This is a genomic window from Varibaculum massiliense (assembly GCF_900106855.1).
Lineage (GTDB): Bacteria > Actinomycetota > Actinomycetes > Actinomycetales > Actinomycetaceae > Varibaculum > Varibaculum massiliense.
Map to the genome: position 1 here is coordinate 1,023,292 of NZ_FNWI01000004.1, position 14,270 is coordinate 1,037,561.

Consider the following 14,270-nt stretch of genomic DNA (forward strand, 5'->3'; position numbering starts at 1 on the left):
GAATTTCACTGGTTAGCTTTGTGACGGCGTGCGCTTCGCATCCGGTTGAAGATAGCGCCGAGTGGACTCCTAGTAAATCTGCCGTAAATAGCCACATTTATCTAAGCGAGACCAACGCTATTCTCTATCCCCCACAGGCAGAAACTAACCAGTTGCGTAACGCGTATTATGCCGCAGTTACATCTTGTATGCAGAAACAAGGATTTTCTTATACTCCCACAGACACCAATTCCCCATCATTGGATTTGATTTCAATGAACGAAAAGGCAATTGAAAATGTTTATGAATATGTCTCGGAAGAAGATGCGGTAAAGTACGGCGTCGCAGCTCCAGGATGGTACGACAAGGATAATAAAGCTCCAGACGATAAAGTTTCGTCTCCTGAGGATCGGGCGCTCTACGGAGAGGAAAACAGTAAAAATCCTTCAGGATGTGCGAACGAAGCTCTGAAAGAGGTACTTCCAAAATATAAACGCATGGTCGAACTAGAGCAGGAAGCAACCAACATTTCCTTACAAGCCGCAGACGCAATCTCCACAACGAAAGAAAAAGCTGCAGGATCTTGGAATAAATGCATGAAAAACGAGGGATACGCTCAGTTTTTATCTCCCTCTTCCCTGTCTAGCCCGAAGGGGGATGAAGCTCCCGACATGTCTTGGCCAGCACCAAATCCCGGTATAGAAGAAATAAAGGCAGCTCAGGCCGCTTCTCGCTGCATGATAAGCACCAGGTATCTTGAAAAAGTTTCCAAAGCAGAGGCACTAGCGGTACATAAGATATTAGCGAAAAAACCAGGGCTAATCACGGAGTGGCAAGAACTACGCCAAGATAGCCTAAAAAAGAGTAAAAATATTTCCGGAGAAAACTAATATTTTCGCCCCACCACTTAGGATGCTATAACTTGAAATTCTTGAGCCGCAGTAAACGCAGAGTTACGTGGAAAACAGTCATTTTTACTGCCACTGGAGCAGCTATATGTCTGGGTTTTGTTTTACTTCTGACGCTGAGTTTCTTATCCCCCTCCAAGGCGCGTCCTATCTCTAGCGCTCACCCGGTCGCTACCGCGAAAGTAGAAGCTGGAAAACTATCTCGCACGCTAACAGGAACAGCTAACATTTCGTCCTCTAGCGAAAGAGAAATTCCTCTTTCAGTTAGAAGCGAGGATGAAGTAGGGGTAATCTCGGCGTTGCCAGTCAGCGCTGGAAAACCTGTTCCCTACTGTCACACTTTACTAGAAATATCAGGGCGTCCCCTTTTAGCGTTGAACGGATTAATACCTGCCTACCGCGACCTCCATATCGGCGACAGCGGCAAGGATGTCACCCAGCTGCAAAAAGCTTTGAATAGCTGTGGCTATTCAGTTGCAACAGATGGACAACTAGGAAAATACACTGCCCAGCTCGTCGCGAAGCTCTATCGAAACAACGGTTATGCTCCGGCCCAGAACCCGAAGACACGAAACGCACGTCAGGATACGCCTGGCAACAAACCCCAGGCCGAATCGGACACCAATAGCACTGAAAATGAAACTGCCTCAGATGATTCATTAGTTATCCCCCGCAGTGAAGTCGCCTATCTACCTGCCAATTCCACTATTACCGAGCTGCCTGATTTGGGCAGTTATCTAGGTGAAAAAACTAGCGTGAAAATCGGGGTAGGCGCACCCTTGGCAATCCTGGAATTAGACGCAAAACAGATACTGAAGCTGCGCGAAGGTTTACCGATAAAACTGGAGTCTGGTCAATGGAATAACGAGACCACATTACCCGCAATTCCCAACTCCCCCGACTCCAATGATAAAGATGAAGAACAAAAGTCACAGCCAACATACACTCTGCGTATTCCCTTAAATAATCCCCCAAATAACGCCCTAACTACTTGTCAATGGAGCGTGACTATCGGTTCCAACACTACTTATCCGTTCACTGTGCCCGCGGCAGCAATCCGTGAGGACAACAGAGGGACTTATGTGCAAAAGAAGACCGGAGACTCTACCCAGAAAACTTATGTTGAAATTATAGAAAGTGGCGATGGAGCCGTAGCCATTAAAGGGGCAGTAAAAACTGGAGAAACTGTCTTGCTGGGAGATAAATAAGTGGACTTTAATGCTCAGGTTAATACCTTTGATATAGCCCCTTCGACTACTAATAATCCCCCTATTATAGAAATACATAACTTAAACCGTACCTTCGGGACAGGAAATTCTACTGTTTATGCGTTAAAAAATGTGAATCTAAAAATAAAAAAAGGGGAATCAGTAGTAATTACCGGTCCTTCTGGGGCGGGAAAATCCACTCTCCTAAATATCCTGGGATTGTTAGACCCCAACTACGAAGGCACGTTAAGGATACATGGGAAGGATTGCAGTAAACTAAAACCAGCACAAATTGATCAATTACGAGCTGATTACATTGGTTTTATTTTTCAGGATTTCGGTTTAATTCCTTACCTGAATGTAATACAAAATATCGAGTTGGGTTTTACCTACAGCAATCTCGAAAGGAACATACGAAAAGAAAAAACACTCTTTTGTCTATCTGCAGTGGGGCTAGAACATCGAGCAACCGCTCGCATTAGCACCTTATCTGGGGGCGAAAAACAGCGGGTAGCCATTGCACGAACCTTAACTAGATCGCCCAGTCTACTGTTAGCTGATGAACCCACCGGTAATCTCGATCAAGCTAATTCCCAAAAAACTATTGAACTCTTATTGCAGGTACAACGGAGCAGCGGATGCGCTCTGGTAGTGGTCACGCATGAGCCGGAAGTGCGCGCCCACTTCGGCCACGGCTATTTGGTGGTAGATGGAAACGTGGAGCAGATCGATTATGACAAGAGTTAATTGGGGACTGCTACTACAGCAATCTCTTGGTGCCATCTGGGGCAGAAAAATGCGCTCCGTCATGACCGCGTTTGGGATAACCGTGGGGATTCTAGTTTTTCTGGTCACCTTAGGTTGGTCTCTCTCCGCCAGCGCCGACATAAACGCAACTTTCGATGAGCGCACAGCGACTACCATAACCGTTACTGCCCGCGAAGATGCTGAGCAAATACTAGATAAAAACTTCACTGACAGGGTAATGAAAATGCAGGGGGTAAAAGCAGCAGGACGTTACAGCAGCGCACCCCAAGCCGACTGCCGCACTCACCCCGGCGAGACTCGAGCCACTCCTATAATCGTGGCTGATCCCGGGTTTTTACAAGCCAGTGGGATGAAAGTAAAAAGCGGGAGATTTTTCGACAAAAGCATCGAGAAATTTCCGGGGCCGGTCGCCTTGTTAGGGCCAACTGCTGCTAACAACTTGGATATGACCACAACTGACGGCACCACAAGAATTATTTGCGATGGCAAATCTATTCCAGTGTTTGGGGTCTTATCCTCCACCGGCCAAGCCGCGGGCGCAAGTTCAGCGGTAATTATTTCCAAGAATCTAGACGGCAGTGATGTGTCATATCAAGCTGGAGACGGACTTGCTGGCGTGGTTGAAACCGAGTTAGGTGCCACTAAAAAAGTGGCAGCTGCGCTTCCGTATGCAGTATCTGCCAGACATTCGGAGCTAGTCGCAGTCAGAATGCCACCAAGCACCGAAGAACTCCGAGGTAAAGTAACAACGTCATTAAACACAATGGCAATCGGGGTTTCTATTCTTTCCCTAGTAGTAGGCGCAATAGGAATTATGACAACTACACTAACCTCGGTTATTGAACGCACTACAGAAATAGGGTTGCGTCGTTCGCTTGGGGCACGTCCGCGTCACATTGCATACCAGTTTATTATCGAAGGAGTGTTTCTTGGAGGCATCGGCGCTTTTTTTGGAGTACTTCTCGGCTTAGTGTCACTGTTAGTGCTAGTCAGACTACAAGGGTGGACGCCAGTAATGTACCCGCTAATACCGCTGCTATTAATTCCCGGAGGGATGATAATCGGAATACTCTCATCCCTGGTTCCTGCCTTACGTGCTGCTAAAATCCCTCCAGCAGCCGCCTTAAGACACTAAAGAAATTGAGCCTCGGAAATCGAAATCTAGTCATTCACTCCTTGCTGCCAGCAATAGTATGGGTGTATGCAAAAAAAACTGGTTTACCGCGACGAAGTTGATGACCCGATTACTTTGCCGGATCTGAGCGACCCGGAAGAAACTGCTCAGTTCTTGCGGTCATTGCCGGATGTTTCCGACAAGTGTCCCTCGACTAAAGCTCAACTTATTGAGACGATGGGGATTCGTTGTCACCACTTGGGCGGGGATTTAATGGTTTGTTCCATGCCGGTAGAGGGTAACCGCCAAACCCTGGGAGTGTTACACGGCGGGGCGAATGCAGTGTTGGGGGAAACTACCGGGTCTTTGGCTGCCAACTATCTGGCTCCGGAAGGCAAACACGCGGTGGGGTCGAATATTTTTGTCACCCATCATCGTCCGGCGTTCGCGGGGCGGGTTTATTGCGTGGCGACTTTAGCGCAAAGCGGGCGCACCCTTGCCACTTATTTTTTAAGGATTTTTTCCGAGGACGGGAAACTTACTGCCTCCGGCACTCACACTTGTGCCTTTGTAGATGACTAGGACGCGTCCGCGGTAGAAGTGATTTCGATATTGCACGCAGCAATTTCATGAGACAGCGTTGAGACAACGCCGGGACTTTTTCATTTTGATTCTTGCGTTATCGCTGGTAAGAGTTTTAATATTTGGTGCGCAAGGGGGGACTTGAACCCCCATGCCCGGTAAAGGGCACACGGACCTGAACCGTGCGCGTCTACCAATTCCGCCACTTGCGCTTGGGTTTAACGCCCGAAAGCGTTAACCAACGAATAGAAATCTACCCCGAAACCAAAGGCGGGAGCAAGCCCAGGGGCAAAAGGCGTTACGTTTCACAACGTTCGCCGCCCAATTTTGCGACCCCGGGCGGATTTTCCCTGCTGCTTTAGACTTTTTCGTTCCGCCGCCGCGCCTAATATCGCCCTATTTACCCTGCGATAATACTTCTCAGACATTTTTCTATTACCCTGGGACTTAGATGTATTTCTTGCCCGCTGTTTTTACCGGCAAAATCTGCCAGATAAAAATAGCGCCGCAAGATGCTTCAGATCTGGTTATTACAGAGAGGACGAAAATATGGGAGTGGTTGACCGCTTCGAAAGAGCCGTATCCCAGGGGGTGAATGCCCCTTTTTCTAAGATGTTCGCCAGTTCAATTAAAGCTGTAGATGTAAAGTCGGCAATCCGAGAAAGCATGGATAATTCCCGTGCTACTTTGAGCGATGGTCGGGTAGTAGTCGCTAACGAGTACCGGGTACTTCTCAACGAAAAAGACTTCCAGTCAGTGATGGATCAGAACTCGCAAGTATTCGCGCAAGAATTGGCGCAAGACGCCACTTCTTACGCCACGGAACAAAGCTACGTGTTTGTGGGACCAGTGGAAGTTACTTTTTCTGCCGGAGAATATCCGCTGGGAGAACTAAAAATCGAAAACGCCATCCGGCGCGGCCCTGCCGCCCCGGTGACCACTGCTGGCGCCAGTCCTGCCCATCCGATTATTGATATCGAGGGACAACAGTGGCTACTAACCGAACCGGTCACGGTGATAGGTCGCGGATCTGAAGCTGACATTGTGGTTCACGATCCGGGAGTATCCCGCCGCCACCTGGAACTGCGAATCACTTCCCAAGGAGTAATCGCTACCGATCTAGGATCCACTAATGGATCTTATGTGGAAGGTCATCGCATTAGTGCCGCCACCCTCTTAGATGGAAACGAAATAACTATCGGTCGCACTCACCTGCTATTTTGGACATCAAGCGCGGATGAATAATAGGCGGTAATTGTGGCGGTAGGACTTTTATACACTATTCTTCGATTCGGTTTCGTAGCCCTATTGTGGCTGCTGGTAATCGGATTGGTACTAGTGCTACGCCGCGACATTTTCCTGGCGTCCTCGGCATCCGCGAAATCTTCTCTCAATCGTTCTCGCGGACGGAACCCGCAAAATAAGAAAAGTAAACCGCAAAAATCCAAACGCAAAGGTCGCCCTCGCTACTTGGCTTTCACCGGTGGCGCCCTGGCGGGAAATCGTTTAAAACTTGACGGGAATCCCATCTTATTAGGGCGTTCAGGCGAGTGTACGGTTCCCTTAAAAGATTCCTACTCCTCTAATAAACACGCCCGCATTTACAACAACAACGGGAACTGGTTTATTGAGGATCTGAACTCAACGAATGGAACATTCGTTGGTAACAAACGCCTCACCGCTGCTCAGCCCCTAGAGCTAGGAGTCGTGGTGCGGATTGGACAAACAACAATGGAGCTAACTAGATGAGCATCGGATTCAACTATGCTGCCCTCTCCGATATCGGTAAGATCCGGCAATCTAATCAGGATTCGGGTTACGCCGGTCCGAATCTGCTGATACTAGCAGACGGGATGGGAGGGCCAGCCGGTGGAGATATTGCCTCGTCAATAGCTATCGACCATGTGCGCGGTCTCGACTCCGTAGCTGAAAACCCCGATGTGGCACTGGACAGTCTGCGCACTGCCTTAGGACAGGCTCATCAGGAACTTTGTGAACGCTCCACCCAAGATCCTGCCCTGACCGGCTTTGGCACTACCTGTATCGCTATTCGCCGCAGTGAGGACGCTCTGACTATGACCCATATCGGGGATTCGCGCGCCTACCGGCTGCGGGGTGGGGAACTGCGGCAAATGACCAATGATCATTCTTTCGTGCAATACCTGGTAGACACGGGACAGCTCACCCCGGATCAGGCGGAAAATCATCCGCAACGTTCGGTACTGCTGCGGGTTTTAGGGGATTCCCAAGAGGACGTAAATCTCGATGAGTCCCATCCGGATCTCAAAGTTGGTGATCGCTGGCTGCTATGTTCGGATGGACTATGCGGTTTCGTTTCCGGGCAAACTATCGGCAAAGTGCTTTATCACAGTGAAACTCCGCAGCAGGCTTGCGAATCCTTGGTGGAACTAGCTCTAAAGGCCGGGGGACCGGACAATGTGACCTGCGTGGTTGCCGATATTGTAGAGAATCCGCAGCAAAGCGAGCCACAAATCGTAGGGGCGGCTGCCACTGACCGGCTGGTGCAAGTGCGCAGGCAGCTAGATGCCCTGCCCGAAGACACCCCTTCGGCTAGCCCCAACAATCCTGCCCCTGCCACTGATGACGCTAGGGACGAGGACGATTCTTTTTCTCCGGCGCGGGCGGCGGTACCGACGGAGGCATTAGCTGAGGAAACTGGGAATCCTCGGTTCCGTTGGGGTCGAGTCTTTGGGGTAATCCTGGGATTACTGGTCTTAATTGGACTGTTTGTGGGAGCTCTGCGCTATGGAATGGCTTCTCGCCCCACTCCCTCCCCGACTGCCACTTTGACCTTGGTGTCTGAAACGGAATCTACCGACAATTCGCCTGCGAAAGAAAAAACTGCAACCGACAATCCTTCGCAAAGCGAAACCTCTAAATCCGCTAAAGCCGATAACTCTTAAGCGGCAGTGATAGCCGCGAGTAAGGAAATCAATGCGGTTCCGGTAAAGGAAAGGAGGGTAAGCGCTTTTGGTAAAGATTAAACATCCCACTGGTCGATTGGCAGAACTACTTCTGATAGCAGTAGCTTTAACTGCCTGTTTTGCCGGATATTTTTCTATTAATGTCAACCGTACCGGCGCTCTTCCTACCTCCTTTGTGCTGCATATTTGCATCCTGGCCGCCTTCGCTCTCGCCACCCACCTGGCAGTTCGTTTCTTAGCACCCTACGCCGACCCAGTACTGCTACCTGCAGTTTTGATGCTTAACGGGATTGGTCTAGTGATGATTTACCGCCTTGACTTGGCGTATGGGCCCGATTCCCAGCTATACGTAGGCTTTAAGCAGGCTGCCTTTACTCTGCTAGGCGTGATTTTAATGGTAGTTACCTTGGCGGTAGTGCGTGACTATCGCAAACTGCGTAACTATACCTACCTTTCGATGCTGCTGGCGATAGCGCTACTTTTATTACCGCTAGCACCGGTGATTGGGCGCACCATTAATGGTGCCCGTATCTGGATTTATATCGGGTTTTCCTTCCAGCCTTCCGAGGTCGCCAAAATTTGTCTGGCGATTTTCTTCGCCGGATATTTAACTACCCGCCGCGATGCTCTAATCCAAGGCGGGAAATCCCTGCTGGGAATGCGCTTGCCGCGATTGCGGGATCTCGGGCCGCTGGTAGTGGTGTGGGCAGCCTCAATCTTGATTTTGGTGTTCGAAAGGGATCTGGGAACTTCCCTACTAATCTTCGGATTGTTCGTGGCGATGCTATATGTGGCCACTAACCAAACCTCTTGGCTGCTGATTGGGGCGATCCTTTTCGCACCGGCAGTAGTCTTGGCTGCCCGAATGTTTTCACACGTGCAGGCGCGAATCGATGTTTGGCTTCACGCCCTCGACCCCGAAATCTATTCCCGAACCATCGGTGGTTCCGGACAGCTAGTTTCTGGGCTTTTCGGAATGTCCGATGGGGGAATCCTGGGGACTGGGTGGGCGCAAGGGTCCCCTTCGCTCACTCCTTTTGCCAACTCTGATTTTATTTTCGCTTCTCTAGGGGAAGAACTGGGGCTAACCGGCTCGCTCGCTATCCTCACTCTTTACCTAATTTTTGTGGAACGAGGGCTGCGCACCGCTCTAATAGTGCGCGATAGTTTCGGTAAATTACTGGCAACCGGATTTGCCTTCACTATCGGATTCCAAGTGTTTGTAGTGGTAGGAGGGGTGACTAGAGTTATTCCTTCTACCGGTCTCACCCTGCCGTTCGTGGCAGCAGGTGGTTCATCCCTAGTAGCCAACTGGGTGATTCTGGCTTTATTACTGCGAATTTCCAATGAAGCACGCAAGCCGGTAACTACCGAAAGCGGAGTTATTGATACCGCCGAACTAGAAGCGGTGATTGCGCGCCAACACGACAAACGACCCGCTAACAAGCCCGCAGCCTCCACCTCCCCAGCAGTTGCGGAAGCTACCGCGTCCCCTCCTCGCAAAGCCCCCCAGCCTGCTACCTGGGCGCCCAGATCTGCGCGGCGCCGCCCAGCTAAGCCCGCCCCCAATGCCTCCCCCCACCTCCAACAACCTTTTGGAGGTGAACGCCATGAATCCGCAGATTAAACGACTTTTCTTCGTAGTTTTCGTAATGTTTTTATCGCTGATGGTGGCGTGTACCTATATCCAGTTCTTAGGCGCGGATTCCCTCAACGCGGATGGACGAAACTCTCGCGCCTTTTACCGCTCCAAATATATTGAACGCGGCCCTATTATGGTGGGCGAAAACGCGATTGCGGCTTCAGAGCCTACGCAAGACTCTACCGGCTATCGCAAGCGCTACCACCGGGTTTACTCTGATCAGGCACCGCTTTACTCTAACCTGACCGGTTATCTTTCCCCGGGAGGCAATGCCACCGGGCTCGAGCGGCTACAGAACTCAGTTCTTATGGGGGAAGCCTCTAGCCAGGCATTATCCCAAATACTTAAGTACGCGGCGGGAGAAAACCAGAAGGGCGGAGGGGTACGCCTAACTATTAACCCCAAGATTCAACAGGCCGCCGCGCAAGCGCTGGGGAACCGCAAGGGCGCCGCCGTCGCAATCAATTACCAGACGGGCGCAATCCTGGCGGCGGTCACTACCCCCCGTTTTGACCCCAATACCCTAGCTAGCGGCAGCGAGGAAGAGTCACAAAAGACGCAAAAAGCACTGAACTCAGATCCGGCACAGCCAATGCTAGATCGAGCACTGCGCGGAGAATACCCTCCTGGATCCTCCTTCAAAATTATTACCGCTGCCGCTGCCCTTGAACAGGGAATTCGCTCCCCCGAGGGTGAGGTTGACGCCCCGGTATCGGTACCTTTACCCGGTTCAAATGCCAGGATTTCTAATGTTGAGTCCACCAATTGCGGAAACGGTAGCCCAACTTTTAGTTACGCCTTTGCGCTTTCATGCAATACGCCCTTCGCTACCATTGCTCATGATTTAGGATATGAAGCTTTAAAGCAACAAGCTGAAGATTTTGGTTTCAACCCAAAAACTGCTTTGAATGTACCTCTACCGGTGCAAAAACCTTATTTTCCCACTGCTGACCCCGGCCTAGCCTCTACCATGATGAGCGCAATCGGGCAATATGAGGTGCGGACTTCTCCATTAATGATGGCAACGGTAGCTGGAGCGGTAGCGAATCAAGGCACTCAAGTACGTCCCTTCTTGGTGGCGTCCGAGCTGGGACCAGATGGCAAAGAAACCCGCAACTACCGCTCCGGCGGTACTTTGGGCAGGCCTATTTCCAAAGAGGTATCCCAGCAGCTACGCGAAATGATGATCCAAACGGTAACGGAAGGCACCGGCAAGGCTGGCAGTGTTTCCGGGGTGGAAATGGGCGCCAAGACCGGAACTGCCGAGATTGCTTCCGGCAAAACCGATGCCTGGTATGTGGGTTGGGCAGATATTCCCGACTATCCCCTAGCATTTGCGGTGGTAGTTGAGGGCGATTCTGCTAATCCGACTCCCCACGGTGGCCCAGTTAGCGGACCGATTGCCAAAACTATTATCCAGGCGGCGATGAACCATGACTGATAGCCGCGTTTTACCTGTTCCGCCACACGGGCGCAAAGCAGAAATGTCCACCCCCCTGGATCCAGTCACCGCTTCTACCCAGCAAGCAACCAGCGCCCAAAAAGCGATAGCCGCTTTGAAGGTGGGAATGAAGATTTCCGGTCGCTACCTACTACTTTCTCGCCTAGCCATTGGCGGTATGGGAGAAGTTTGGCAGTCCCTAGATGAAAAAACCGGGGAAAGACTGGCGCTAAAAATTCTGCGTCCAGAGCTGGCAGGAAAGAAACTTTTCCTCTCCCGCCTGCGGATTGAAGCCTACAACGCTTCTAGGGTGCATCACCCTAACTTGGCGGCAGTTCACGCTTCCGGCGAGGATGGCGGGCTGGGGTGGATCAGTATGGAACTGGTTGATGGGGTTTCCCTAACCGAAATCCTTGACCGGGAACGCACCTTAGACAGTGATTTTCTACTTTCGGTGTTGTACCAAACCGCGGATGCCCTCAGCGCAGTTCATAGCGCTGGGATTGTGCACCGAGATATAAAACCCGGAAACATAATGGTTACCCCTACTGGAGAAGTAAAACTTACCGATTTCGGGATTTCCAAAGCACCTGGGCAAGCCAATTTAACCCAGGTGGGAATGGTAATGGGTACTGCCCAATATCTGCCCCCCGAACAAGCTATGGGACAGCCAGCTACGCCAGCGGGTGACCTTTATGCATTGGGGATTATCGCCTATGAAGCTCTAGTTGGAAAGCGACCCTTTGGTGGGGAAAAACCGGTAGACATCGCTTTTGCCCACGTTAACAAACCAGTTCCGGCGCTACCGGAGTCAGTTCCGACTGAGCTGTGCGAATTAGTAATGCAGCTTTTGGAAAAGGAACCGCAAAATCGCCTGTCCAGCGCAGATGATTTGATGCAGCGTCTGGAGGAAGTACAGTTTGCTCTTTCTCATCCAGGTCATAAGGAACCGGAACAGCCCGGTGCCCAGCAGGCACCGGAGCTGTCTCCACCTGTGGAAGAGGCAGAACTTAGCCCCAGTGAAACTGGAGCGCTTTCCGCGCCAGCTGCTGATTTAGAAACTCTCTCAGAAGATTTAGAGGAACTAGCCGAGCTCGAGCAGGCAAATCAAGACTCCACTGCCGTTGAAAAAGTTACTGAACAAGCACCCTCTTCCCCCGCCTCCTCCTCACCTCTGCCTGCCGAAACTACCCCTGCCTCTGCTACTTCCCCCGCCTCCAGCTGGCAGCCTCCCTTTGCTGCTTCGTGGCCGAAAGAAGAAGACGGGTCACGAATGCTATATCTTTCCGGAGGCACCGTTCCCGCTCCCCAAGTGCTCCCTAACTCGATTCCTCTTCCGGAGGGCGCGTGGGCTCAGCGCCTGCGCCAACGGGAACGTCCCCGCGAATTTGCCGAGATGATTCCCCCGGTTTCCGCTTCTCGTCCGCGTTCCCAAATGAAAAGGCTGCGAGCCTTGCCCCAAGTTTTTAACTGGCGGAAAGCCCCAGCTCCTCCTCGTTACGCCACGCCCAACGCTCTCGAAACTGACAAGACCTCCTCTTCGCTAGCTGCGCCTTTAGTTTCTTGGAGTCGCCGGCTGGAATCTCAAATTGGTTTGCATCAAGCAGACCCCCTAGACGCCGAGGTAGCGCGGCTGCGGCGTCCCTACGAAAAGGTAGTCCCCTTCAGCCGAAAATGGTGGAGCCAAGATGTTTCCCGCGCCCGGCACGGACGGCGAAATCAGCGTTCGGTGTTACCCCTAGTTTTGGTTACTTTATTGTTATGGATTCTGGTAACCGCCCTAAGCCTGGGAGCTGGCTTACTCTTTTCAGCCGCTAAGTCCCCGGCACACCCCAATCAAACAGCTATGATAAAGATAGTTTCGGAACAAAAGGAAGACACATGGCAGATTCTCCATACCGCATAGGCGGAGGCCGCTACGAGATTCGTTCCCTAATCGGCAGGGGCGGGATGGCCGAGGTACATCAGGCTTATGATACCTTGCTTTCTCGGGTTGTCGCCATCAAGATGCTACGTATTGACCTGGCAAAAGATTCGGTGTTCTTAACCCGCTTCCGGCGCGAAGCCCTGGCATCTGCTTCCTTGAATCACGAGAATATCGTCCAGGTCTACGACACTGGCGAACAGGTAGTCACTACCCCGGAGGGCACCGAAGTACACGTCCCCTATATAGTAATGGAGCTGGTAGAGGGGCATACAGTCCATCAATTGCTGACCGATGGTCAACCGGTTCCCATCAACGAAGCAGTAGAAATTATGACCGGGGTGCTTAACGCCCTGGAATATTCCCACAAACGCGGGTTAGTACACCGCGACATTAAACCCGGCAACGTGATGATTACCAACACCGGCAAGATCAAGGTGATGGATTTCGGGATTGCCCGCGCTTTAGAAGATTCTGGTCAAACCATGACCAGCACGGATGCCGTGGTAGGCACCGCGCAATACCTGTCTCCGGAACAGGCACGGGGGGAAACCGTTGACACCCGCTCGGATCTTTATTCTTGCGGTTGTATGCTTTTTGAACTGCTGACCGGCAGGGCCCCTTTTAAAGGTGATTCCGCAGTTTCTGTTGCTTATCAACATGTAGCGGAAATGCCCCCACTTCCCTCTTCAATTGCGTCCGATATCAGTCCCGAACTTGATCGAATGGTGATGAAGTCCTTGGCTAAACTGCCAGAAGAACGCTATCAGGATGCTGCCTCTATGCGTTCAGATATGGTCAGGGCGGCAGCGGGCGCCGAAATTTCTGCCCCGATGTTGCCTCCGTTGCCAGTTAGCACCCCAACTGAAGGTTTTATGCAACCCCAGGCTTCCTATCCTCCTGCCCAATGGTCACAGGTATTAGAAGAAGACCCTGAACAGGAAGAAGAGGACGAAGAAGCTGCCCGTAAAAAGAAGCGGAAGAAAATAAATTGGGCAGTAGTTATCGGGATAATAGTTGCTGCCGCGCTGATAGCTGCGGTGTGGTGGCTGATTGCCTCCGGTAAGAACCAAGAACCAGAGCAGGTGACCATTCCGAAAGAGATTATCGGGATGAGCGCAATTGAAGCGCAACGCACCCTAGAGGATCTGGGATTAACCATGGAACAGGGACCTGCTGTTGCCTCCGATGAGGTAGACAAAGGGAAAGTGGCTAAAACCGACCCTGACCCGGGAACTGAGGTTGATCCCGGATCTACGGTAACTATTCATTTATCTTCGGGAGCTGCCGAAATTACCGTACCTGATGTGTCGGGGCAGACCCAGGATGCTGCTCGAAAGACTCTGGAAGATGCAGGTTTGCGAGTGGGATCCGTCAAATACGAGGACGATGCCAAGACGGCAGCCGAGCGGGTAATCCGCACTACCCCGGAAGCAGGCAGTTCCGCCAACAAAGATGATGAAGTCATTTTGGTGCTTTCCTCTGGCTACGTTTCTATTGATTCTGCTCAGGTAGTGGGTAAGAGCCAACAGGAGGGATTAAGATATCTGGCAGGTTTGGGTTTGCAGACCAATACGGTTACCCAGGAAACCAGTCAGGCGCCCAATGGACAGATTATTTCGGTAGAGCCTTCCGGCAGGGTGAAAAACGGTACTTCGGTAACAGTTAAGGTAGCGAAGACCCCACCGCAGCAGTCAAGCGCACCCTCGCAACCGGCAAATAACAGTTCCGAGGAACCGGCTGAACCAAACCCCTAAAC

12 protein-coding genes and 1 tRNA gene are annotated in these 14,270 nt (G+C 51.4%); 12 read left to right on the plus strand and 1 reads right to left on the minus strand.

Annotation, left to right across the window (positions count from 1 at the left end; all coding sequences use genetic code 11):
- Positions 1-152: 152 nt before the first annotated feature.
- The 5 genes from BQ5456_RS04610 (at position 153) to BQ5456_RS04630 (ending at position 4,559) form a co-directional block, all read left to right on the plus strand.
- Positions 153-869 carry a hypothetical protein gene (locus BQ5456_RS04610; RefSeq protein ID WP_143037031.1) on the plus strand — a complete coding sequence of 239 codons (717 nt, stop codon included), beginning with the start codon at positions 153-155 and terminating at the stop codon, positions 867-869.
- Positions 870-910: 41 nt separating this feature from the next.
- Positions 911-2,095 (plus strand): efflux RND transporter periplasmic adaptor subunit, encoded by a 1,185-nt coding sequence (locus tag BQ5456_RS04615; RefSeq protein ID WP_143037032.1) that lies wholly within the window; start codon positions 911-913, stop codon positions 2,093-2,095.
- Positions 2,096-2,842 (plus strand): ABC transporter ATP-binding protein, encoded by a 747-nt coding sequence (locus tag BQ5456_RS04620; protein WP_083378358.1) that lies wholly within the window; start codon positions 2,096-2,098, stop codon positions 2,840-2,842.
- Positions 2,829-3,998 (plus strand): ABC transporter permease, encoded by a 1,170-nt coding sequence (locus BQ5456_RS04625; RefSeq protein ID WP_159428760.1) that lies wholly within the window; start codon positions 2,829-2,831, stop codon positions 3,996-3,998. The genes BQ5456_RS04620 and BQ5456_RS04625 overlap by 14 nt, the downstream gene beginning before the upstream one ends.
- A gap of 66 nt (positions 3,999-4,064) precedes the next feature.
- Positions 4,065-4,559, plus strand: coding sequence for a PaaI family thioesterase (locus BQ5456_RS04630; RefSeq protein WP_083378360.1), 495 nt, complete (start codon positions 4,065-4,067; stop codon positions 4,557-4,559).
- 123 nt (positions 4,560-4,682) lie between these two features.
- Here BQ5456_RS04630 and BQ5456_RS04635 read toward each other — a convergent pair.
- Positions 4,683-4,771 (minus strand) — tRNA-Leu (locus tag BQ5456_RS04635).
- A gap of 337 nt (positions 4,772-5,108) precedes the next feature.
- On the opposite strand from BQ5456_RS04635, the gene BQ5456_RS04640 reads away from it, so the two are divergent.
- The 7 genes from BQ5456_RS04640 to pknB all read left to right on the plus strand — a co-directional run bounded on the left by BQ5456_RS04640 (position 5,109) and on the right by pknB (position 14,268).
- Entirely contained in the window at positions 5,109-5,804 is a 696-nt protein-coding gene (locus tag BQ5456_RS04640; RefSeq protein WP_071128973.1) for an FhaA domain-containing protein, read from the plus strand.
- Positions 5,805-5,816: 12 nt separating this feature from the next.
- The gene (locus BQ5456_RS04645; RefSeq protein ID WP_071128974.1) at positions 5,817-6,308 is read left to right on the plus strand and encodes an FHA domain-containing protein FhaB/FipA; all 492 of its coding nucleotides are present in this window, start codon (positions 5,817-5,819) and stop codon (positions 6,306-6,308) included.
- On the plus strand, positions 6,305-7,483 hold the full coding sequence (locus tag BQ5456_RS04650) for a PP2C family protein-serine/threonine phosphatase (protein WP_071128975.1): 1,179 nt from the start codon (positions 6,305-6,307) through the stop codon (positions 7,481-7,483). Before BQ5456_RS04645 ends, BQ5456_RS04650 begins: the two co-directional genes overlap by 4 nt.
- 67 nt (positions 7,484-7,550) lie before the next feature.
- The gene (locus BQ5456_RS04655) at positions 7,551-9,131 is read left to right on the plus strand and encodes an FtsW/RodA/SpoVE family cell cycle protein (RefSeq protein WP_071128976.1); all 1,581 of its coding nucleotides are present in this window, start codon (positions 7,551-7,553) and stop codon (positions 9,129-9,131) included.
- Positions 9,115-10,587, plus strand: coding sequence for a peptidoglycan D,D-transpeptidase FtsI family protein (locus BQ5456_RS04660; protein WP_071128977.1), 1,473 nt, complete (start codon positions 9,115-9,117; stop codon positions 10,585-10,587). Before BQ5456_RS04655 ends, BQ5456_RS04660 begins: the two co-directional genes overlap by 17 nt.
- Complete coding sequence (locus BQ5456_RS04665) at positions 10,580-12,493, plus strand: serine/threonine-protein kinase (RefSeq protein WP_071128978.1); 1,914 nt, start codon at positions 10,580-10,582, stop codon at positions 12,491-12,493. Before BQ5456_RS04660 ends, BQ5456_RS04665 begins: the two co-directional genes overlap by 8 nt.
- Complete coding sequence (gene pknB / locus BQ5456_RS04670) at positions 12,469-14,268, plus strand: Stk1 family PASTA domain-containing Ser/Thr kinase (RefSeq protein WP_071128979.1); 1,800 nt, start codon at positions 12,469-12,471, stop codon at positions 14,266-14,268. The genes BQ5456_RS04665 and pknB overlap by 25 nt, the downstream gene beginning before the upstream one ends.
- The last annotated feature ends 2 nt before the right edge of the window (positions 14,269-14,270 follow it).